The sequence below is a fragment of the Aeromicrobium phoceense genome, from assembly GCF_013868155.1.
In the GTDB taxonomy this organism is placed as follows: domain Bacteria; phylum Actinomycetota; class Actinomycetes; order Propionibacteriales; family Nocardioidaceae; genus Aeromicrobium; species Aeromicrobium phoceense.
In genome coordinates, this window is sequence record NZ_JACEOG010000001.1 from 2,402,721 (window position 1) to 2,422,619 (window position 19,899).

19 protein-coding genes are annotated in these 19,899 nt (G+C 66.2%); 10 read left to right on the top strand and 9 right to left on the bottom strand.

The window, feature by feature from the left end; genetic code table 11:
- Positions 1-43: 43 nt before the first annotated feature.
- Positions 44-1,414 (top strand): NAD-dependent succinate-semialdehyde dehydrogenase, encoded by a 1,371-nt coding sequence (locus tag H1W00_RS11660; RefSeq protein WP_181755853.1) that lies wholly within the window; start codon positions 44-46, stop codon positions 1,412-1,414.
- 16 nt (positions 1,415-1,430) lie between these two features.
- On the opposite strand, the gene H1W00_RS11665 is transcribed toward H1W00_RS11660, so the two are convergent.
- Positions 1,431-2,810 (bottom strand): dihydrolipoyl dehydrogenase family protein, encoded by a 1,380-nt coding sequence (locus H1W00_RS11665; RefSeq protein ID WP_181755854.1) that lies wholly within the window; start codon positions 2,808-2,810, stop codon positions 1,431-1,433.
- Between the two features lie 57 nt (positions 2,811-2,867).
- Entirely contained in the window at positions 2,868-3,470 is a 603-nt protein-coding gene (locus tag H1W00_RS11670) for a TetR/AcrR family transcriptional regulator (RefSeq protein WP_241732845.1), read from the bottom strand.
- 83 nt (positions 3,471-3,553) lie between these two features.
- On the opposite strand from H1W00_RS11670, the gene H1W00_RS11675 reads away from it, so the two are divergent.
- From H1W00_RS11675 to H1W00_RS11685, 3 genes are read left to right on the top strand one after another with little or no spacing between them, the layout of a single operon-like run.
- Complete coding sequence (locus tag H1W00_RS11675) at positions 3,554-3,916, top strand: putative antibiotic biosynthesis monooxygenase (protein ID WP_181755856.1); 363 nt, start codon at positions 3,554-3,556, stop codon at positions 3,914-3,916.
- Positions 3,913-5,013, top strand: coding sequence for an NAD(P)-dependent alcohol dehydrogenase (locus H1W00_RS11680; RefSeq protein ID WP_181755857.1), 1,101 nt, complete (start codon positions 3,913-3,915; stop codon positions 5,011-5,013). The genes H1W00_RS11675 and H1W00_RS11680 overlap by 4 nt, the downstream gene beginning before the upstream one ends.
- A gap of 2 nt (positions 5,014-5,015) precedes the next feature.
- Entirely contained in the window at positions 5,016-5,408 is a 393-nt protein-coding gene (locus H1W00_RS11685) for a nuclear transport factor 2 family protein (protein WP_181755858.1), read from the top strand.
- 974 nt (positions 5,409-6,382) lie between these two features.
- Here H1W00_RS11685 and H1W00_RS11690 read toward each other — a convergent pair.
- Both H1W00_RS11690 and H1W00_RS11695 read right to left on the bottom strand, forming a co-directional pair.
- On the bottom strand, positions 6,383-7,096 hold the full coding sequence (locus tag H1W00_RS11690) for a DUF305 domain-containing protein (RefSeq protein WP_241732846.1): 714 nt from the start codon (positions 7,094-7,096) through the stop codon (positions 6,383-6,385).
- A gap of 856 nt (positions 7,097-7,952) precedes the next feature.
- Complete coding sequence (locus H1W00_RS11695; RefSeq protein WP_181755859.1) at positions 7,953-8,354, bottom strand: four-helix bundle copper-binding protein; 402 nt, start codon at positions 8,352-8,354, stop codon at positions 7,953-7,955.
- A gap of 234 nt (positions 8,355-8,588) precedes the next feature.
- Between H1W00_RS11695 and H1W00_RS11700 the strand changes: the two genes are divergently transcribed.
- Complete coding sequence (locus H1W00_RS11700; protein WP_181755860.1) at positions 8,589-9,197, top strand: DUF305 domain-containing protein; 609 nt, start codon at positions 8,589-8,591, stop codon at positions 9,195-9,197.
- A gap of 132 nt (positions 9,198-9,329) precedes the next feature.
- A complete protein-coding gene (locus H1W00_RS11705; RefSeq protein WP_181755861.1) occupies positions 9,330-10,121 on the top strand; it encodes a DUF3152 domain-containing protein in 792 nt (263 codons plus the stop codon).
- A 60-nt stretch (positions 10,122-10,181) separates the two neighbouring features.
- On the opposite strand, the gene H1W00_RS11710 is transcribed toward H1W00_RS11705, so the two are convergent.
- Positions 10,182-12,713: a heavy metal translocating P-type ATPase gene (locus tag H1W00_RS11710; RefSeq protein WP_241732847.1), complete on the bottom strand. Its 2,532-nt coding sequence runs from the start codon at positions 12,711-12,713 to the stop codon at positions 10,182-10,184.
- Positions 12,714-13,332: 619 nt separating this feature from the next.
- Positions 13,333-13,557: a DUF2933 domain-containing protein gene (locus H1W00_RS11715; RefSeq protein WP_181755862.1), complete on the bottom strand. Its 225-nt coding sequence runs from the start codon at positions 13,555-13,557 to the stop codon at positions 13,333-13,335.
- Between the two features lie 222 nt (positions 13,558-13,779).
- Between H1W00_RS11715 and H1W00_RS11720 the strand changes: the two genes are divergently transcribed.
- The 3 genes from H1W00_RS11720 (at position 13,780) to H1W00_RS11730 (ending at position 16,621) form a co-directional block, all read left to right on the top strand.
- Complete coding sequence (locus H1W00_RS11720) at positions 13,780-14,457, top strand: winged helix-turn-helix domain-containing protein (protein WP_181755863.1); 678 nt, start codon at positions 13,780-13,782, stop codon at positions 14,455-14,457.
- A gap of 74 nt (positions 14,458-14,531) precedes the next feature.
- Complete coding sequence (locus tag H1W00_RS11725; protein WP_241732848.1) at positions 14,532-15,626, top strand: sensor histidine kinase; 1,095 nt, start codon at positions 14,532-14,534, stop codon at positions 15,624-15,626.
- Positions 15,627-15,781: 155 nt separating this feature from the next.
- Positions 15,782-16,621: a F510_1955 family glycosylhydrolase gene (locus tag H1W00_RS11730; RefSeq protein ID WP_181755865.1), complete on the top strand. Its 840-nt coding sequence runs from the start codon at positions 15,782-15,784 to the stop codon at positions 16,619-16,621.
- 287 nt (positions 16,622-16,908) lie between these two features.
- Here H1W00_RS11730 and H1W00_RS11735 read toward each other — a convergent pair whose 3' ends face one another.
- Genes H1W00_RS11735 through H1W00_RS11745 form a run of 3 tightly spaced genes read right to left on the bottom strand, consistent with a single transcriptional unit; the run spans position 16,909 to position 19,461 of the window.
- Positions 16,909-17,430, bottom strand: coding sequence for a GNAT family N-acetyltransferase (locus H1W00_RS11735; RefSeq protein ID WP_286928686.1), 522 nt, complete (start codon positions 17,428-17,430; stop codon positions 16,909-16,911).
- A 55-nt stretch (positions 17,431-17,485) separates the two neighbouring features.
- Entirely contained in the window at positions 17,486-18,103 is a 618-nt protein-coding gene (locus H1W00_RS11740; protein WP_286928684.1) for an arsenate reductase ArsC, read from the bottom strand.
- A 17-nt stretch (positions 18,104-18,120) separates the two neighbouring features.
- Complete coding sequence (locus tag H1W00_RS11745) at positions 18,121-19,461, bottom strand: FAD-dependent oxidoreductase (RefSeq protein WP_181755867.1); 1,341 nt, start codon at positions 19,459-19,461, stop codon at positions 18,121-18,123.
- A 90-nt stretch (positions 19,462-19,551) separates the two neighbouring features.
- Between H1W00_RS11745 and H1W00_RS11750 the strand changes: the two genes are divergently transcribed.
- The gene (locus H1W00_RS11750; RefSeq protein ID WP_087623248.1) at positions 19,552-19,899 is read left to right on the top strand and encodes an ArsR/SmtB family transcription factor; all 348 of its coding nucleotides are present in this window, start codon (positions 19,552-19,554) and stop codon (positions 19,897-19,899) included.

A 19,899-nucleotide genomic window follows, 5' to 3' on the forward strand; every position in this document is an offset into this window, starting at 1 on the left:
GGCCGGACCCACGTCCGGCCGGCCGCCTTCCACGGAGGACCTCATGACCCAGTACGCGACCGTCGATCCGACCACCGGAGAGGTCGTCCGCGAGTTCGACACCATGACCGACGAACAGGCACGGGACGCACTCGAACGAGCCCACGCCGCGTTCGCGACCTGGCGCCGGGCGCCGGGGAAGGACCGCACCGCCGTCATCCAGCGCGTTGCCGACCTCCACCGCACCCACGCAGATGAACTGGCGAATCTCATGACACTGGAGATGGGCAAGCCCGTCGCCCAAGCCCGAGCCGAGGTGGAGTTGGCTGCGTCCATCTACGAGTACTACGCCACCCAGGGCCCCGATCTGATGGCCGACGAGGAACTCGACATCGCCGGAGCGGGCCGCGCCGTCGTGCGAACGGCGCCGATCGGCGCCCTGTTGGGCGTCATGCCGTGGAACTTCCCCTATTACCAGGTGGCGCGCTTCGTGGCGCCGAACCTCCTCCTGGGCAACACCATCTTGCTGAAGCACGCGGGCAGTTGTCCGCAACAGGCGCTCCGACTCGAAGAGCTCATCGGCGAGGCCGGTACACCCCACGGCGTCTACCAGAACATCTTCGCCTCCAATGAGCAGGTGGCGAGCCTCATCGCCAGTGACGAGCTGCAGGGCGTGTCCCTCACCGGATCCGAACGTGCCGGTCGGATCATCGGCGGGCTGGCGGGTCAACACCTCAAGAAGTGCGTCCTCGAGCTGGGCGGATCGGACCCGTTCATCGTGCTGCCCGGCGCGGACCTGGAGACGGCGGTCCCCGCCGCCGTGGCGGGACGCTTCGGCAACGCCGGCCAGGCCTGCACGTCCTCGAAGCGCATCATCGTCGAGCAGACGCTGTGGACCGACTTCGTCGACCAGTTCGTCGCCCAGGCGTCTCAATGGGTCGGCGGCGACCCGACCGACGAGTCGACCCGCTTGGGTCCCATGGCCTCGGTCGCCGCGCGCGACGACCTCGCCGCGCAGGTGGAGGATGCGGTCTCCAAGGGCGCCACCGTCCACGTGGGCGCGATGGTGCCCGACGGTTCAGGCGCCTACTACCCCGCCACGGTGATCAGCGACGTCGTCCCGGGGATGCGCGCTTACCACGAGGAGCTCTTCGGACCCGTGGCCGTGCTGTACCGCGTCCCCTCCGTCGAGGCGGCCATCGAGCTGGCGAACGACACGCCCTTCGGCCTCGGGGGCGCCGTCTTCACCCGGGACGAGGGTGCGGCACAGCACGTCGTGGACCGGCTGGACGTCGGCATGGTCGGCGTCAACACCACAATCAAGAGCGCCCCCGACATGCCGTTCGGCGGCGTGAAGGCCTCAGGCATCGGGCGCGAGCTCGGACGTTTCGGCCTAGATGAGTTCGCGAACAAGAAGCTCGTGCGGCTGGTGTGATCCGCCATCGCCGACCTCAGGTTTCGAGGTCGGCGAGGGCGGACTCGATGGCGCGATGGAATGTGGGGTAGGCGTAGATCATCGTCCGCAGGGTCGACGTCGGCACCGCGGCGTGGACAGCCAGGGTCACCATGGCGAGGATCTCGCCGGCGGCAGGACCCACCACGGTGCCGCCCACCAGCACACCCCTGTCGGCGTCCTCGACCAGCTTGATCAGGCCTGCCCCGCCCGGGCCGTGGGTGAAACCGCGCGATGAGGCGCCGAGGTCGGCTTGACCCACCCGGACGCTCAGGCCCGCCTCACGGGCGGCCGCTTCGGTGAGGCCCACGCCGGCCACCTCCGGGTCGGTGAACGTCGTGTGTGGCACGGCCTCGTAGGTGGCTGGCGGACCATCCTCGCCGAGGACGTCACGCAGGGCGATCGCCGACTGGTACATCGAAACGTGCGTGAACGCCCCATGGCCGGTGACGTCACCGAGGACCCAGAGCCCGTCCTTGGCGCGCAGCCGTTCGTCCACCTGCAGATCGGAGGGGTCGAGCCCGACGGAGTCCAGCCCGATCCCCTCGAGGTTGGAACGGCGTCCGGCAGCCACGAGCAGCTGACCCGCACGGAGCGGCTCCCCCTCGGACAGCTCGACGGAGAAGCGTCCGTCGACGTACTGGACGCGCCCGGCCTCGGTGTCGGTGAGCACACGAATGCCCTCGTGCTCGAAGATCTCCCGCAGTGCGGCAGACGCCTCCGGCTCGTCCGCCGGCAGGAGTCGCCCGCCGTGCTGCACCACGGTCACGTCGGCGCCGAACCGCGCGAAGACCTGCGCGAGCTCGCAGCCGATGGGCCCGCCTCCGATGATCACGAGCGAGTCGGGCACGGAGGTCGTCCGGACCGCGTCCCGGTTCGTCCAGTAGGGCGTTCCCTCCAATCCCGGCACGGGAGGCTCGGCCGGCGCGGTGCCCGGGTTGAGGACGACGCCACGGGCAGCCAGGAGTTCGAGCGTGCCACCGGTGCCGTCCGCGAGGTCGACGACGACGCGCTCACCGGCAAGCCGGGCGGTACCGTGCAGCACGGTCGCCCCAGCACCTTCGAGCCGTTCGACGGCCACCCGGTCGTCCCAGTCGTCGGTGGCGTCATTCGACACGCGGTCGGCCACCGGCGTCCAGGACGGATGGACGGTCACCGCCCCCGCCAGGGAGTCGGCGCGACGGGCCTCGGCGAGCGCGTCGGCGGCGCGCACCATCATCTTGGTGGGGATGCAGCCGTAGTACGGACATTCCCCGCCGACGAGGTGCTTGTCGACGGCCACCACCGTCAGTCCCGCCTTCGCCGCTCCGGTGGCCAACGCCTCTCCGCCCGGGCCCAGACCCACGACGACCAGGTCGACTTCTCGCGACTCGTTCATGTCCGGTACTCCCTCGCTGGGTCTGGCCTCACGGCCGATCGATCCATTGTGGCCCGATCAGCCCGGTCCGGCGTCCCGACGGACGCCCGACGCGTGGACGCGAGCCAGGGCCGCTGCGGTCTGGGCGATTGTGGTCCGTCGTTGCGCCGCATCGACAGCGTCGCTCGTGATCGTCTCGTTGAGGTGGGGTTCGACGACCCACCCGTAGCAGAGCGTCACGACGGTCAGGAGCAACTCCTCGACCTGGACTCTGGTCATCTCCGGCACCGCGGTACGCAGCTCCTCGACCTTGCGGCGCGCCCGCTCGCGGCGTCGACCGAGGTCGACGGGCTCGAGGAGCTCCAGTCCCTCCCACGCCACGAGTCGCGCCAGGTCGGGAGCGGTCACGCAGGCGTCGAAGAAGTCGGATGCGAACGCGGCGACGGCTTCCGGCCCCGAGCCACGGACGGGCGCCGCGTCCAGTGCCGTGGCGAGCCGTTCGACGAGGACGGCCTCGAGCAGGCCTCGCTTGTTCCCGAAATAGGAGTAGAGGCGCTCCCGGTTAACCCCGGCCACGTCGCTGATCCTCTCGATCCGGGCGCCGGCATAGCCGTGGGCGCTGAACTCATCCACCGCCGCGGAGAGGAGACGTTCGCGTGTACGTGCCGGATCGTGCGCCATCGGGCCAGCCTATCCAACAGAACAGTTGGAAGTGCGCGTAGAGTGACTTCATCCAGTAACCAACCGACTTGTTGGAGTCTCGCGTGAAGCACCCCCACGAGGGTCAGGCCCTCGCAGCCGACGAGGTAGACCATGATCACCACCGCCCGCCGGGCGTGGCATCGGTCCACACCAGGGCCGTGGTCACGTGGGTCGCGATCTACCCCCTCGTCGCAGCGGGCATGGTCGTGCTCGGCCGGGTCGCCCCGGACTGGCCGGCCCCGTTGCGAGCCCTGGTTCTGACGGCGATCGTGGTTCCCGTGACGGTCTACGCGACGGTGCCCCAGCTGCTCCGCCTCGAACTGACGCTCTTCGGCCGGTTCGGGCGGGCGCGAGCCACGGCGATCACTCCCCACTCGCTTCCCGCGCAGGATGCGGGACTTTCCACCGAAGGAGCACACACATGAAGGTCACAGCCGCAGTTGCCCGCAGCCAGGGCGCGCCCCTCACCATCGAGGAGCTCGAGCTCGACGAACTGCGGCACGGTGAGGTTCGGGTCCGCATGGTCGGCGTGGGCATCTGCCACACGGACGCGATCGTCCGGGACGGCGTCTATCCGACACCCCTCCCGGCGGTCCTGGGCCACGAAGGCTCCGGAATCGTCGAAGCGATCGGTGACGGCGTCACCAGCGTCGCGCCGGGCGACCATGTCGTCCTCGCCGCCGCATACTGCGGGCACTGCACGCGCTGCCGGCGCGGCGAGATGGCGTACTGCGAGAACCTCATGGCGGCCGACTTCGGCGGCCGGCGCCTGGACGGCAGCACTGCCCTGAGCGCCGACGGAGAGGCGATCTCCTCCCACTTCTTCGGGCAGTCCTCCTTCTCCACCCATGCGAACGTCGTCGAGGAGTCGGTCGTCAAGATTCCCGCGGACGTCCCCCTGGAGCATCTCGGCCCGCTCGGGTGCGGCTTCAACACCGGTGCGGGCACCGTCCTGAACGAGCTCCAGCCGGAGATCGGGTCAACGCTCGCGGTGTTCGGTGCGGGTGCCGTCGGAGCGGCGGCCATCATGGCCGCGAAGGTCCGGGACTGCGCGACCATCATCGCGGTCGACATCCACGACAGCCGTCTCGAGCTGGCCCGTGAGCTGGGCGCCACGCACGTCATCAATTCCCGCACCGAAGACCTGGGCCAGACACTGGCCTCGATCACGAACGGCGCTGGCGTCGACTACGTCGTGGACACGACGGGGCGGCCGGAACTGCTTCGCGCCGCGGCCGACGGCATCGCCGTCCGAGGCACCGTCGCCCTCGTCGCGGCCACCCGACCCGGCACGGAAGTCAGCTTCGAGATCGGCGCGTCACTCGTGAAGGGCTGGACCTTCAAGACCGTGGTTCAGGGCAGCTCCGTACCGCAGTCCTTCCTGCCCCAGTTGATCCAGCTGTGGCGCGAGGGCCGCTTCCCGATCGACGCCTTGATCACGGAGTACTCGCTCGACGACATCAACCAGGGCTTTGCCGACTCGGCCGATGGCACCACCATCAAGCCGGTCGTCATCTTCTGACCATGGACGACAGCGTTCGGCTCGAAGCCAACAAGCGGAACGTGCGGGCGTTCTACGACCTCATGTTCAACCAGTGCAAGCCGGCCGAGGCACTCGAGACCTACGCCGGCGACGTCTACATCCAGCACAATCCGCACGTCGGGGACGGCAAGGAGGCGTTCGTCGAGTACTTCGAGCGCATGGCCAGGGAGTACCCCGGCAAGCACGTCAAGTTCGTTCGCGCGATCGCCGAGGGCGATTACGTGGTCCTGCACTGCCACCAGACCTGGCCGAACAGTGACGACTACGCGGGGATCGACATCTTTCGCCTCGACGAGGCTGGCAGAATCGTGGAGCACTGGGACGTTCTGCAGGTGATCTCGACACACTCGGCCAACGAGAACGGTCTGTTCTGAAATTGGTCGCCCCCGCAGCTGGCGAACTTCAATTTGTACGGGCTCGATTCGTTACGGCCCGTGTGTGTCGGCTCTCGACTCGCTCTTCGGGCGGCGGTGTCGTGGCCTGCTGGGCCTGCTGCTGAGTCATCACCACCGGCAGCTACCCAGCGTGCTCGCCTGATGGAGCGTTCGGCGGTTCCGAAGTCAGAGGCTTGGGAGTCGGTTGAACATCACCCAGGCGCACTCGACCGCGGCACTCCGTCAGGCACGACGAAAGACCGTGCGGAATGTGGAAGCGGCGGGGAGGGCGGTCTTGGCATCCAATGTGGACACAAGAGTGGACACTTGGCGATCTAGGATCAAATCCGGTACCGGGAATTCCGCTGGAATTCCCGGTACCTCACGGTCGGGCTGACAGGATTTGAACCTGCGACCCCCTGTCGAGTCCGCGGTCCATACGAGCCGACACGGTGGGTACCGAGAACTGCGGAATTCCCTCCAATGGTAGGGATGATCCCCTCAGGTCAGTTCCGACAATACCCGACAGCCTGCAACGAGAGTTGAGGCAATCAGGCCACAAAGCGGCCACAGGCGGACATGTATCGGTCGAGTGCGCCGGCGCGTGTGTTTCAGATCGACCGTGAAATCCGACCTCGGATGGCCTTCGCCCTCGTCTAGCTGTCAACGGGTGCGCTTGGGTCTGCACGTGCTCCCATGGTGCCGCCTCGGCCGAAAACGCAAAGTGACCCCGTGGTGCGTTTTCGCTGATCACGACCAACCCGTAGTCGTGTCCGAGGGGCGACTTGAACCGGAGGACCGCACGTTGGGCATTGCAGGGAAATCCGCATCCTGACTGCAATTTTGCACGGACGTTGTCTTCGGTTAAGTACCGTTACACCCGAGGTGTGCCCCCCTCGGGGTGCACCGATCTGAAGTCTCGTATGGCACACCGAAAAGGGGCGCGGTGCCCACATGTCGCCAGGCACATGTGGTCAAGGATGTGGGACGGCCAGCAGAGTCACCATGACGAGGGCATCGATGACATCTTCCAGATGGCTGGCGGCGGTTCCCTGAAAGCTTGGGACGGGACGCCGATCGGCCTCCTCTTGAGTGGTGACTTTGCCGTTCGCCTCGATGTCCTCGATCAGCCAGTCCATCTCCTTGATCTCCTTGCGCTGGGCCTTGATGATCCCATCGGCGAGTTCTCGAACGCGAACGTCATCGATGTCGGCCCGCTCACTGGTCAAGATGGCGATCGAATGGTGCGGGATCATGCCCTTCATGTACGCCCGGTCGTCAACCAACGCCTGCGAGCGCGAGAGGTACAGCCCACCTGCACAGAGCAGCACCGCCACCGCAACGAGCACGAGGTTGTAGGCGCGGTTCTTGTACATCATGCTGCGCATGAACGCGAACATCACCAACGCCATGGCGCCGCCCATCAATAGCGCCATATAGAAGCGCTCCTCGCTCCACCGCACGTGGTCAAAGGCGAAGACGTTGGAGTACATCAGGACGAACATCACGACCGCGGAAGTGGCGATCATCAGCCCGAAACGGAGGTACATTCGCCGCTCGTGCGCCTGGTCCTTCTTCGGCTCGTCAGGCTTCCTATCCCGCCCGCTGCGCTCGCTGGGGTCGGACGACTTCTGCGTGTGATGCGATGACATGGAGATGGTCCTTTCTGATGGTGTGATGGTCGTCATTTACGTCACTCAGATTTGCGTCAGCTTTCGTCGTGCTCCCAATGGAAGAGCTCGCCAAGGCGAAGTTGCTGTACGACGCGGCCGCACCGAAATGGTCTGCCACGCTCGGTTTCTTCGGTCTGCCGGTGCGCGTCTCCGAGGACGTGATGCTGCCCGAACGACTCACTACGCGACGCCTGCCTCACAGCGAGAAGCTCCAGGCTGCTGAACGTTTCGCGTCTGGCTTTGGGGGCTTTTGGTTACGTGGACCGGCGCGAGGAGTGCTACTTTCCGGCGGACCCGGAGTCGTTTGCGGAGGCCGCGCAGCAGCGGAACTTGGACAACAAACCGGTCTTTGCGTCGGCCGCGAAGTGGGATCGATTCTGTCGCATTTGGATATTCCTAGGGCGTCGCTAAATTCCTCGTCGAGGCAGCCCAGTGCATCGAGATGCATCTCCATCGATGACCCACGGCAGCAGGACGCGCCCGACGCGGCGGCTATCGACTCAGTCCAAGATCTCCGTTGGTCCGTTCTTCCGTACCCCCACCCCACCGAGTTCGCCCAGTTCGTCATCCCTCGTGACGACGATGAGATCCTTGATTGAGACCGAACCACCGCAGATCGACCCACCGCAGACTAAGCGCTGACCGCGTCGCGGGTTCCCGTGCCTGACGTCGCCAGGACAATCGGCTGCACCTCGATGAGTACGTACAAAGATCGATTTCCGGCTCTGCACGACGTATCCCGTGCCAGTTCGGTCGGTAGAAGGCCGTCAGTGGAACGGCGCTCTCGACCCGATCAGCAGCGGGGAAGTCAGTACAGCTTCATTGCCTGATTGGACCGGCTGACACCCCGGTTTTCGTGCCACCCACAAGGTCAGAGGCTCGCGATCAGCTCTCGGCATGCCTCCTCGCATCGCTTGCAAGCCTCAGCGCAGATGCGGCAGTGCTCGTGCATGTGCGCGTGCTTGGCGCACTCGGTTCCGCAAGCCTGGCAGGCCGTCGCGCAGACTTCCAGCACCGCTTTGATCACCGTCTTGTCAGACCCGGTCTGCCGCGAGAGGACCTTGCCGGTGGTGACGCAGACGTCGGCGCAATCAAGGTTGGTGCGAATGCACGTGGCCAGTTCAGCGACCATGCCCTCGCTCAGGCACGCGTCGGCACACGCCGTACACGCTTGGGCACACTCGAAGCAGGCGGCAATGCAATCCGCCAACTTCTCCAGGTCGAATCCGCTCAGCTCCTTGGGGTGGGCCTTGAGCATCTCTTCGTGAGTCATGACTTCCTTTCCGGCGGGATCGTCCCTCTCTCCGATCGGCGCCCGCATCGTTGCGTTATGGGTACCCGGGTACGCCGAGAGCATGCACGCCCTTCATGCCGTCTACCAAGCTTGTCGAACTCACCGCAGTGCCGAGAGTCTTCAGAGAATCTTGAGCAGACGGGCCCGGCCATCTTCATGCCCGTGAAGGAAACTCACTCATGTACCCACGACGGCCCAGGAATGGAGAACCCGATGAAGAGGAAGCTGGCGGCATTCGCCCTGCTCACGACTGTCAGTCTTTCGCTGAGCGCGTGCAGCGATGACTCCGGGAGCGGCAAGGCGAACGGCGAGGGCACGTCGTCGAGCCAGAGCACCGCCGAGTTCAACGATGCTGATGTCACCTTCGCTCAACAGATGATCCCCCACCACGAGCAGGCGATCGAGATGGCCCAGATGGCTGAGACGCGTGCCTCGAGCGCCGAGGTGAAGACGATCGCGCAGGAGATCGAGGCCGCGCAGGGCCCGGAGATCCAGACCCTTGAGGGCTGGCTCGAGGAGTGGGGCGAGGATGCTCCAAGCGGTGAGATGGATCACGGGGACATGAATCATGGATCCGGTGATGACACCGGAATGTCCGGAATGATGAACGAGACGCAGATGGAAGATCTCATGAGCGAGTCTGCAGCCGACTTCGACCGGATGTTCCTGCAGATGATGATCGAGCACCACGAGGGTGCTGTGGAGATGGCCGAGACCGAGGTGCAGGACGGCGAGAACGCAGACGCGATCGCCATGGCGGAGAAGGTCATCAGCGATCAGCAGTCCGAGATCGATCAGATGAAGAAGCTCCTCGGTTCTTGAGGCGCCGTTCCACAACTGGCCCTGCAGTTCAGCCGCCCGTGACCGACGGCGACGGCAGTTGACTGGCGTGCCGCTGGGTCATCCATCCCTCTCAGCCCGGCGGCACGCCGCCGTTCCAGATCGAGCGAGGCCGTGACAGGTTCCAGAATCAAGAATCGTCGTAGAGGACCGTCCTCACTTCACCTCCCGAAGCTGGCCGTTGCGGCGCTCACGTCCGCTGCTGCGGTCCTTGTTCTGGACGCGGGTGTTCCGAAGACCCCGCTCGCGTCGGACCCTGCTCGACTGGAATCGACCGCTTTGCCTCGGCTCCCAACCACCGAACGCGCTTCTGATACACCGCTCGAACGACCCTCGGCCAGCCGACGTACGGCCGCGGCCGATCGCGTCCAGGTCCCAGAGCATGCCTCTGGCCGCTTCACGATCGTCCCCACCCTGGCGGCTGCGAGACCTCTCTCGGCCACGAGGACCACCTACCGGGTGGAGGTCGAACAGGGCCTGCCCTTCGAGCCAGAGTCCGTCGCGCGCATCGTGGACGACACGCTCGGCGACCCCCGCAGCTGGGCCTCGGTGGGGCATGAGCTGAAGCGGGTGGACGGCCCGGCCGAGGTGAGAATCCTGCTCGCGTCCCCGAGGACGACCGATGACCTGTGTGCCCCGCTCGGCACCGGTGGTCGGCTCTCCTGCCGCAACAAGGACAAGGTCGTTCTCAACGCATGGCGCTGGGTCAATGGAGCGCAAACCTACGAGAAGGATCTTCGTGGCTACCGCCGCTACCTGATCAACCACGAAGTGGGGCATGCGTTCGGGCTTCCGCATGCGGCCTGCTCCAAGGCAGGCGCGCCGGCTCCTGTCATGCTCCAACAGACCAAGTCGCTCGACGGGTGCAGGCCGAACCCGTGGCCCGCCACCGCTGGCCGGCGTTGACGATCGTCAAACAACCTGACGGGTCAGCGGCGCCACGCCGGGTAGCGCTGCTGCCCCGATTCACGCACCCGCCTTCACGGCGCCCTTTCGCACCGGCTCCTCCGAAGCCGGCTGGGTCGGCAGCCGCAGCTTCTTGAGGAGCAACGCGTTGACTGCGACCAGGAAGCTCGATCCGGACATGGACAGCGCTGCGATCTCGGGACGAAGTACCAAGCCGAACGCAGGCTCGAACACTCCCGCTGCGATGGGTAGCGCGACCGTGTTGTATCCGACGGCCCAGCCCAGATTCTGACGCATCTTCCGCAGCGTTCCGCGTCCGATCGTGAGGGCTACTGGCACGTCGAGCGGATCGGACCTCATCAGCACGACATCGGCGGCTTCGATGGCCACGTCGGTACCTGCACCCACGGCGATGCCCACGTCTGCCTGCACGAGCGATGGTGAGTCGTTGACGCCGTCTCCGACCATGGCGACGGTGCGCCCCTGGGCCTGGAGCTTCTTGATCTCCATCGCCTTGTCCTCGGGCAACACCTCGGCGATGACCGTGTCGATCTCGAGCTCGGCGGCGATTCTCTCGGCCGTGGCACGGTTGTCGCCGGTCAGCATCACCACCTCCACCCCGGACTCGTGCAGGGCCCTGATCGCCGCCTCGGAGGTCTCTCGGACGGCGTCGGCGATGCCGAGCACGGCGACGACTCGACCGTCGACCGCCACGAAGACGGCAGTCCGGCCTCCGGACGCGATCTGGTCGCGGCGCTGTCCGAGCTCGCCGACCTCGATGTTCTCCGATTCCATGAGTCGCCGATTCCCGATGGCCACGTGGTGGCCGTCCACCTCGGCGAGTGCACCGATCCCGGTGACATTGCGGAACGCGGTCGCCCGCAGTCGGGGGACATCTGCCGCGTCGACGTAGTTCACCACAGCGCGAGCCAACGGGTGTTCAGATTCGCGTTCGGCTGCGCCTGCGAGAGCCAATGCCCTGTCTCGGTCCATTCCGTCGACGACGACGTCGGTGATCTCGGGCTCCCCCTTGGTCAGGGTGCCTGTCTTGTCGAAGACCACGGTGTCGATACGCGCGGCGGTCTCGATTGCCGTGGCGTTCTTGAAGAGGATTCCTCGCTTGGCTCCAAGTCCCGAGCCGACCATGATCGCGGTCGGGGTGGCCAGACCCAGTGCATCGGGGCAGGTGATCACCACGACGGTGATGGCGAACAGGAGAGCTGTCTGGACGGATGCGCCGACCGCCAGCCACACAACGAATGTCCCGACGCCGCCAATGAGGGCGACCAGAACGAGCCAGAAAGCTGCCTTGTCGGCCAGACGCTGTCCGGGCGCTTTGGAGTTCTGGGCCTGCTGAACCAGAGCGACGATCTGGGCGAGTGCTGTGTCAGCTCCGATTTTGGTGGCCCGCACCCGGAGCGTTCCACTGGCATTGACCGTGGCGCCGATGACCGCATCACCGGGACCCTTCTCGACTGGCAAGCTCTCGCCCGTGACCATCGACTCGTCGATCTGTGAGTTGCCCTCCTCGACGACGCCATCGGTCGCGATCTTTGCTCCGGGACGAACAAGGAGGAGGTCGTTGACCTGGACTTCCGACGTGGCAATCTCGATCGGTTCCCCATCCCGAATCACCAGAGCCATGGGTGGGGCCAGGTCGAGAAGGGTCCTGATGGCGTCGTTGGCGCCACCTCGCGCTCGCATCTCGAACCAGTGGCCGAGCAGGACGAACACGGTGAGCATGGCAGCGGCCTCGTAGAACACGTCGCCGCCACCACCGGTAAGTGTGACTCCCAGCGAGTACAACCACCCCGCGCCGACTGCGACCGCAACCAGGACCATCATGTCGAGGGTCCGTGCGCGCAAGGCCCGCCAAGCTCCGTCAAAGAAGATCCACGCCGAGTAGAACATGACGGGAAGCGACAGGATCAGGGTGAAGACGTCGTCGCGCATGCCAAAGGGTGCCGGGACATCGAACCCGAGCATGTCACGGCCCATGGGCGAGAACAGCACGATCGGCACGGTGAACAGCACGGCGACGAGGAATCGATTCCTCATGTCGCGCACCATGTCCGCCATGGACATGGAGCCATGCCCGCCGTGCCCCATGGCGTCATGCGGGGATGCCTTGGGCGAGCCCATGCCCGCGTGCTCACCGTGCCGGTCGTGCCGGTCGTGCCCGTCGTGGCCGTCGTGGCCGTCGTGGCCGTCGTGCCCGTTGGCGTGGTCATGCGACGGAAGTCCCCCGGCCCCGTGGACGGCACCGTGGGGATGTTCCGCTTCGGTCATCGGCTCACAGATGTGGTGAGGCACCGACTGACCCGTGCAGTGATAACCACACTCTCGAATCCAGTCGCGCAACTCCCTGAGCGTGGTCCGGGTGGGGTCGTAGCGGACGGTCACCGTCTGCGCGGCGGGATTGGCATCGACAGCCAAAACGCCGGGCTGACGCAGCAGCGTGGCCTCGGCCACGCTCTTGCTGCTGGCCCACCGGACGCCGGCCATCTGCAGGACCACGCTGGTGCTGCGGCGATCGTCGCCGCGCGCCGGTGGGCGGCGCCCCTCGTGCGCGGAATGGGTGTGCATCGTCATCGTCCTGCTTTCCTTGGGGAGGATTCGAATCGCCACGGTTCGCCTTCGGGATGTGAACCACGGGCGCCACCAAGACGGTGTCAGGACAGTCCCTCCTTCGTCGGAACCCGCCTTCCAGCATCTGCTGACCATCCCATCCTTTACCCCCGGGGGGTATCTGACAAGGGTGTTCGAAGACCCTTCATCAAACCTTCAGGACATCGCAGGGCCGAGCTCGGTCCCGGCGTCCCGGCACTTCTTGAGCGAACCTTCATCTGATCGACTCCGATATCGATGGATGGGCCAGAAACACTGGAATGGCAAGAGTGACAAGGAGATGAGCTCCATGATGGACTGGTATGGCCACGCGGGTTCCGGGTGGGACGTCTGGCTTTCGATGCTCGTCGTCATGGCTGTGTTCTGGACGCTCCCGGTCCTCGGGATCATGGCGATCTTTCACGGCAGCCACCGGCAGGATGCAGCGGCCGGCTGCGATCCCGTCCTGGGTGCCCGCCACGGAGAGACCGACATGATGGTCCGGGAGGTCAAAGAAGGACGATCACCGGTCGAATCCCGTGATACGCGATTCAGCAGTTCTCGGGGGCGCGCTGGTTAGGCCCTTCAGTCGCCCCAGGTGTCATCACTCGCGACCATACTTGCCGTGCTTCGGCGGGTCCTTCTCTGCACCGTGCGAATCATCGCGCCCGTGGATACCCGGCATCATGAACATCATCATCAGAGGGCAGGCGAGCAGCAGGATCAGCAGGAATCCCTGGGGCGGCGCGCCCATCAGGAATGCCACGACCACGACTGCCGCGCCCGCAGCAAGGAACCACGCGGACTTGCCGTTGAACCCGATCATCATGAACTCCGCTCTTGAAAGCCAACACCAGCCTCCGCTCCCTGCCCCACTTCCACGGTGCCGATCTGATGAAGGTTCCCTGAAGTTCTCTCCGCGGCAGAACGAGAACCGCGGGGACGTCGCCTTGGCTGAGACGATGTGTGTATGAATGAGCACGGGTTGGTGGGCAGCCGGTCGCATCTTGCAGACGCCAACCCCAGTCGACCCATGTCCGGTCGTCGGGCGATGGTCGTCGAGGACGAGGTCGAGTTGGCGAACATCGTGTGCGGTTACCTGCAACGAGACGGCTTCGAGGTCGTCGTGGTTCACGATGGGGTGGAAGCAGTCCAGACTGCGCGTGAAGTCGACCCTGACGTCATCGTCCTCGATCTCGGCCTGCCCTCGCTCGACGGCGTGGAGGTCTGCCGACAGGTGCGGACGTTCTCCGATGCTTACCTCGTCATGCTCACTGCTCGTACCGACGAGGTCGACACACTTGTCGGCCTCTCGGTGGGAGCCGACGACTACGTCACCAAACCGTTCAGTCCTCGAGAGCTGTCGGCGCGCATCCAAGCCATGCTGCGCCGTCCGAGAGGCTTCGGAGGACAGCAGACATCCGAGGGTGCACGCACCTTTGGGGCCCTTCGCGTGGATCCGGTTGGTCGTGACGTCTGGCTCGAAGGAGAACTCGTGGCGTTGACCAGGACAGAGTTCGACGTGCTCGCCGCCCTCTCGGGACGTCCCAAGATGGCCTTCAGTCGACGGCAGCTCATTGAGGAGGTGTGGGGAGAGACGTGGGTCGGAGACGAACACCTGGTCGACGTCCACATCGGGCACCTGCGCCGGAAACTGCGCGACGACCCGGGCGAGGGAAAGTACGTCCGGACCGTCCGCGGGGTGGGCTACCGCATGGGGACCGGCTAATGGTCCTCACACGTCGGTTGAAGCGAAGCAGGCGCGCGTCTCGCGGTGCCGGTGCCGGTTTCGCCGGAAGGCTCATGGCGGCGCAAGCACTCGTCCTCATCGCCAGCGCACTCACGACCTGGCTGGTTGCCGCGGCGATCGCCCCCAGCATCTTCCACGACCATCTCCAACAGGCCGGTGTGAGTCACGCGAGCGAAGAGACAGACCATGTCGAGCAAGCCTTCGCTTCCGCGTTGCTGATCTCCCTGGTGGTGGCTCTGATGGCAGCGTTCATCGCTGCCCTGGCCGTTTCTTGGTACCTCAGCCGTCGGGTCCGACGGTCAATCTCTCCTGTGGCGGCATCGGCTGCAGACCTTGCCGGAGGAAAGTACGACTCACGAGTGCCCGACCCAGGCCTGGGTGGAGAGTTCGCGATGTTGAGTGCAACCTTCAATGCTCTGGCGGAACGACTCGACGCAGTCGAGTCAGCGCGCCGCCGCATGCTGTCTGATTTGGCCCATGAGATGCGCACTCCTCTGGCTACGATCGACGCCCACCTCGAAGCGGTGGAGGACGGCGTCCGCGCACTGGACGCGCCCACTCTCGACACCCTCCGTCGCAGCACCCGCCGACTTCACCGTCTTGCCGAAGACATCGGAACGATCTCCAGCGCGCAGGAAGGGCACCTGAAGATCAGAGCTCGCCTTCTCGACGGGGCGGTACTGGCTCGGGACGCCATCGAGCTGGTTGCCGACCAGTACGCCGCCAAGTCCGTTGGGCTGCGTTCCCAGACGGACCCATACGTGACGGTCCGAGCGGACGCAGAGCGTATCGGCCAGGTCCTAGGAAATCTCCTCGACAACGCGCTTCGTCACACCCCCACGGGTGGGGAGGTCACCCTCACCTGCACCCGCCAAGGCCACTGGGTTGAGTACGCGGTCTCTGACAACGGTGTGGGAATCGAAGCGGAACACTTGGCGCACCTCTTCGATCGGTTCTACCGGGTCGACACGGCGCGCGACAGGCAGCACGGGGGCAGCGGAATTGGTCTGAGCATCGCGCGGGCGCTGGCGGAGGCACACGGCGGCAGCATCGCCGTGCACAGCGACGGAGTCGGCCGTGGCGCGACGTTCGCGGTGCGGCTTCCGCTTGCAGACGAAATCAAGCGTCGAACGGACCAAAAAGCTTGAGCGAAACTTCATCGCACCTCAGGTGGACCATTACTTGCCTCGTATTGACTTCCAAGTATTGGCCCAGGAACCGAGGAGATGACTTGAATGACGCCCCAAGCTGGCAGCGCCCGAGGCGCACTCTCTGATGTCGTCGACCATCGCGGTGGGAGCAAGTGACGCATCCCCGCCACATAGTGGGCACAGTCGCGACAAGCGCTCTTCTCCTGATGGCTGTTGCCGCCTGTAGTCAGGAGTCACCGCAAATCGAGTCCAAGTCGGGATCCGCGATGGGGCACATTCACGGGCTCGGCGTCGATCCCTCCGACGGGACCCTGTATGCAGCGTCTCACTTGGGCCTGTTTCGTGTGGAGAACGGCGCTCCGCGGCGGGTCGGCGAGGCGTGGCACGACCTGATGGGTTTCCTCGTGATTGGACCGAGCCACTTCGTTGCAAGTGGCCATCCCGATCTCGCAAGCGATCTTCCCAAGCACCTCGGCCTGATTGAGTCCATTGACGCGGGAGTGACCTGGACACCCGCCTCTCTTGCAGGACAAGCCGATTTCCATGCGCTCGATGGCACCGAGACGTTCCTCGTCGGCTACAACGGAGTGAGCAGTCGACTGCTGGTGACACGCGACCGGAAGAGCTGGTCGACCGTAGATCAGCGCCCGATTATCGACGTTGCGTCGGCGCCAGGTTCGCGCGATTACCTCGCGACGACACCCACTGGCGAACTCCTCCGGTACACGGGAGCCAGAGAGTCTCGCGCCAGAACCGTCGTCGCGCCACCACTGGCGTACATCGAGTGGGCTCCTGAGGACCTCGTCGTGGGACTCTCAGCCGCCGGGGAGGTTCATGTGAGCCGGGATGCTGGCCAGTCGTGGACGAAGAAGGGTTCGCTCCCGGGTGCCCCCGAAGCGCTCACGGTGACATCGGCTGGATGGTACGCGGCGGCGGAAGGTGTCATCTTCGAATCGACGGACGCTGGTGACACCTGGTCCCGACTCGCGTAGCAGCGCGCCGCCGGGTTCTCCCGTGTAGCGCGGTCATGTGGTGCACCGGCTTCCGACCGGAGCTCCGTCACCTGCGACCGTTGGGCCTGCGCCTCGAGGGTGGACGCATCGCTGTCGGAGGCACCTCCGGGACGCAGGCGATCGGCGAGCCGCAACTGTTCGTGGTGGGGTACGGCGACTGGACCGGACCAGCCTCGGCAACTGCCGGCGTCGGCCCCACGGCTCGGTCGGCAGCGGCCGCCATCACCGGCACCGCGCGAACGACCGTCGGCCGGCCTGACCGTCGCTCAGTCGATGCCCGCGACCTGACTCCGGCGCTCGACCAGGACGGTGTCCCGCCACCTGCCTGCGGCGGGACCGACGACGGCCTTCGCGACGCGGGTCCGGGTGCCGATGGTCCGGAAGCCGTGGCGTTCGTGGAGGCGAAGGCTCGCCGTGTTCTCGGGGAAGATGCTCGACTGGATGGTCCAGATGCCGGCGTCCTCCGTGGACTCGATGAGCGCTTCGAGGAGCAGACCGCCGATCCCGCCGCCGTGCGCTTGCGGCGCGACGTAGATCGAGTGCTCAACCACACCCGCGTACACGGGTCGGCTGGACACCGGCGAGCAGGCGGCCCATCCGGCCACCGCCCCGGAGGCGTGCACCGCCACGAGACGGTGGTCGGGAAGCCGCGAGGAGTCGAACGACTCCCAGATCGGGACCACTGACTCGAAGGTCGCGTGTCCGGCGTCGATGCCGGCTGCGTAGATGGCCTCCACCTGTGGCCAGTCCTCGGGAGTCATCCCGAGGATCGCGATGTCGTCTCTCACTCCCCCATGGTGACCCGCGGCCCGAGACCGGCCGCTGACAGGCTCCCCTCGGCTCTCAGACGGCGAGGTCACGGAGCAGATCCGTGACGCGACGCTGGATGTCGTCCCGGATGTCTCGTGCCTCTTCGAGCGTGGCGCCCTCGGGGTCCGAGACGCCCCAGTCCTCGTACCGCTTGCCGGGGAAGTAGGGGCACTCGTCGCCGCAGCCCATGGTGACGATGACGTCCGCAGCGTGCAGCACGTCGTCGGAGAGGGGCTTCGGGTACGCCTCGGCCAGCTCGATGCCGCGCTCGGCGAGCACCTGGACCGCGAGAGGGTTGACCTCGCCCGTAGGCCGGGACCCGGCCGAACGCACGTGCACCTTGCCCGGCGCCAGGTGCGCGGCGATGGCGGCGGCGATCTGTGAGCGTCCAGCGTTCTGCACGCAGACGAACAGGAGCTCGGGAACCTTCTTCGCAATCAGTCCCTTCGTCTGGGCCGAGGCCGCCAAGAGCTCGCGCGCGTAGCGGCTGACGAGCAGCGGGACGTGCCGTGCGATCTTCGCGTCGGTCAACAGCGACTCGGCTGCGCGGTCGACGAATTCCCTGACTTCGTCGAGTGAGAACGTGCCCTGGTGCTCGTAGGCGATCTCCGCCGCAATCGCCTCTCGGTTCAACTCGTGCGACGGGTCCACTGTCCTGTCTCCTTGGCTCATGAGGTGGTCGCGCTGCCGAGCTGGATGAGCTCAGGCGCAGCCGGGGCGGCGCAGCAGCTCCCGCCCTCGGCGCTCTCCTCGTCGAACAGTCCGGCACCACCGCAGACGCCGGTGTCGGGAAGGGTCAGCTCCACCCGCTCCGCGGCTTCGTGGTCGCCGGCGATGGCCGCGACGACCGAACGCGTCTGCTCGAAGCCCGTCAGCGCGAGGAAGGACGTCGCACGACCATAGGACTTCATGCCGACCAGGTAGAACCCGCTCTCGGGCTGGGCGAGCTCCTTGGCGCCGTGAGGGTAGACGGTGCCGCAGGAGTGCTCGTTCGGGTCGATCAGCGGCGCCAGCTCGCGAGGTGCCTGCAGCACCGGATCGAGGTCCAGTCGCATCTCCGACAGCATCTGCAGGTCGGGGCGGAACCCGGTCAGGACGACCACTTCGTCCACGTCGGTGACGATCTGTCCGTCGAAGGACTCGATGGTGAGCCTGTCGTCGTCCTGCCGAGAGACGCGCGATGTCCGGAAGCCGTTCATCGTCGTCACGGGTCCGGATTCGACTGCCGCCTGGGCCTGCTGACCGAGCTCACCCCGCGCCGGCAGCTCGTCCTGGCCGCTGCCGGCGAACGCCTCCCCCACGCTCGCGCGCCGGACGAGCCAGGTGATGCGTGTCTCGGGCGCCGTCCTAGCCAGGGCGGTGAGCCCGATCAGCGCACCCTTCGCCGAAGCGCCCGTCCCGGCGACGACGACATGCTTTCCGGCGTAGCGGTCGAGCTCTCCAGCGTTGCCGAGGTTCGGGATCCGGTAGGAGATGCGGTCCGCTGTCTCGTGCTCACCGATGGCCGGGACGCCGTCCCCGCCGAGCGGGTTGGGACCGCTCCAGGTGCCGGAGGCGTCGATCACCGCACGGGCGGTGAGGTGCTCGGCCCCGAGGGGCGTGGTGACGTGGACGGTGAACGGGGCCTCGTCGCGACCCGAGCTCACCAAGCGGTCGCGCGACTGCTTGGCCACGGCCGTCACCGTCGTGTTGAAGCGGACCGAGCCACCGAGCGCATCGGCCAGAGGCTGGAGGTAGCCGGCCACCCAGTCGGCGCCCGTGGGGTAGCGCTTCGGGTCAGGCGGGGTCCAGCCGGCGTCGGCCAGGACCTTCTCGGCCGCGGGGTCGATCAGCTCGGACCACGCGGAGAAGAGCCGCACGTGGCCCCACTCCCGGACGGCCGCACCTGCGGCGTCGCCCGCTTCCAGGACGATGAAGTCCACTCCACGGCCACGCAGGTGGGCGGCGGCCGCAAGGCCGGCGGGGCCTGCACCGATCACGACGACGGGTAGGTCGGAAAGCTCAGACATCAGAAAGCTCCTCGCGTACATTGACGATTGTCGATGCCTCGACTGTAGCGCCTCATTGAAGAATGTCAATGAACGATCTAGGGTAGTGGCATGGCCACCGAACTCACCGTGCTCGAACCGGTCTCGACGAGCTGCTGCTCCCCCGTCACCGGCGGCGTCCTGAGCGATGCGGAGGCCACGAGCCTCGCCGCCCGGTTCAAGGCGATGGGCGACCCCAGCCGCCTGCGGCTGCTGTCCCTCATCGCCGCCACCGAGACGGGTGAAGCGTGTGTCTGCGACCTGAACGAGTCGCTCGACCTGAGCCAGGGGACGGTCAGCCACCACCTGGGGATCCTCGTCAAGGCCGGACTGCTGACCCGGACGAAGCGCGGGCAGTGGTCCTTCTACGCCCTCGTCCCCGGCGCGATGGCGACTCTCGCCCGCGCGCTGGACGCCTGA